Annotated in this window: 1 pseudogene; it reads right to left on the bottom strand. The window is 56.8% G+C overall.

What is annotated here, in order from left to right:
• A pseudogene (locus ACZRMS_RS26270) lies at positions 1 to 888 on the bottom strand (RHS repeat-associated core domain-containing protein); the annotation flags it as partial.
• Positions 889 to 972 lie beyond the last annotated feature (84 nt).

Consider the following 972-nt stretch of genomic DNA (forward strand, 5'->3'; position numbering starts at 1 on the left):
CCCGGCCAGAGTGCTGGCCTTGAGGCTCAGTAACCGGCCATTTGCCGCTGAGTAGCTGGCGATGGTCAGCACATTGTTGCCAGCGTGCTCTGTCTCCACCTGATCGAAGGCGTTGTATTCGCAGCTTTTGAGCAGGGCAACACCGTTCAACTGCGAGGTGCGAGGGCGGCCGGTAATGTCGACGTTAAACGACCGTACGTGACCTGCTGCATCGGTTTGCGCCATCACCGCGCCCAGTGCGTCGTATTGCCAGCGGGTGGAGTAACTCTGAGTATCGAGCGGGGTATTCGGCCAGTCGGGAGTTGTCAGTGATAGGCAAAAACGTCGGGTTTCAATCAGCGGCTGACCCGTCACGGTAAAGGTTTCATGCCATATGCTGCCTGCGGGATCGTCGTGACGCAGCACGCGGCCACAACGGTTACGCTGAGCGTCTTCAACGCTGGCTCCTGCATAGGTAAAGCGTTCGACGCAACGTTCAATGGATCCACCAGCGACTGTTTCAAACAGTGCGACAGGGCGCAATTGTTCATCGTAGTCGGAGCGAATACGTGTCTCGCGACCGTCCCATCGGAGCAAGGCGTGCGCGGCGGCGTTGAAGAGGCTGACGCGCCAGCCTGCATCCGCCGAATCACTGCGCAGCTCTTGCCCCGACAGGCTGAAGCGGGTTTGTTGGTTGGCTTTCACACTGGCATTGGTAGCGGCCAGCGCTGACAGTCGCGGGTCCCATTGCTCAACCAGAAATCCCTTCGTATCAAACCGTTGTGAGGTGATTCGGCTTGATGAGGCTTGGTCTTCATCAGTGCGATGGTAGATCACGGTACGCACTGCAGCATTACGTCCGTCGACTGCCACCAGTACGGGAGTTCTGTGATGCAGAAAAGCATTCATGATTAAGCCGCTCCTGAACCTTGCAGTATTGAGCCACTGAATGTTCTATCGGACGTGACGCTATTTAAACAGCCTGCGTATTTT

The organism is Pseudomonas sp. B424 (assembly GCF_055408345.1).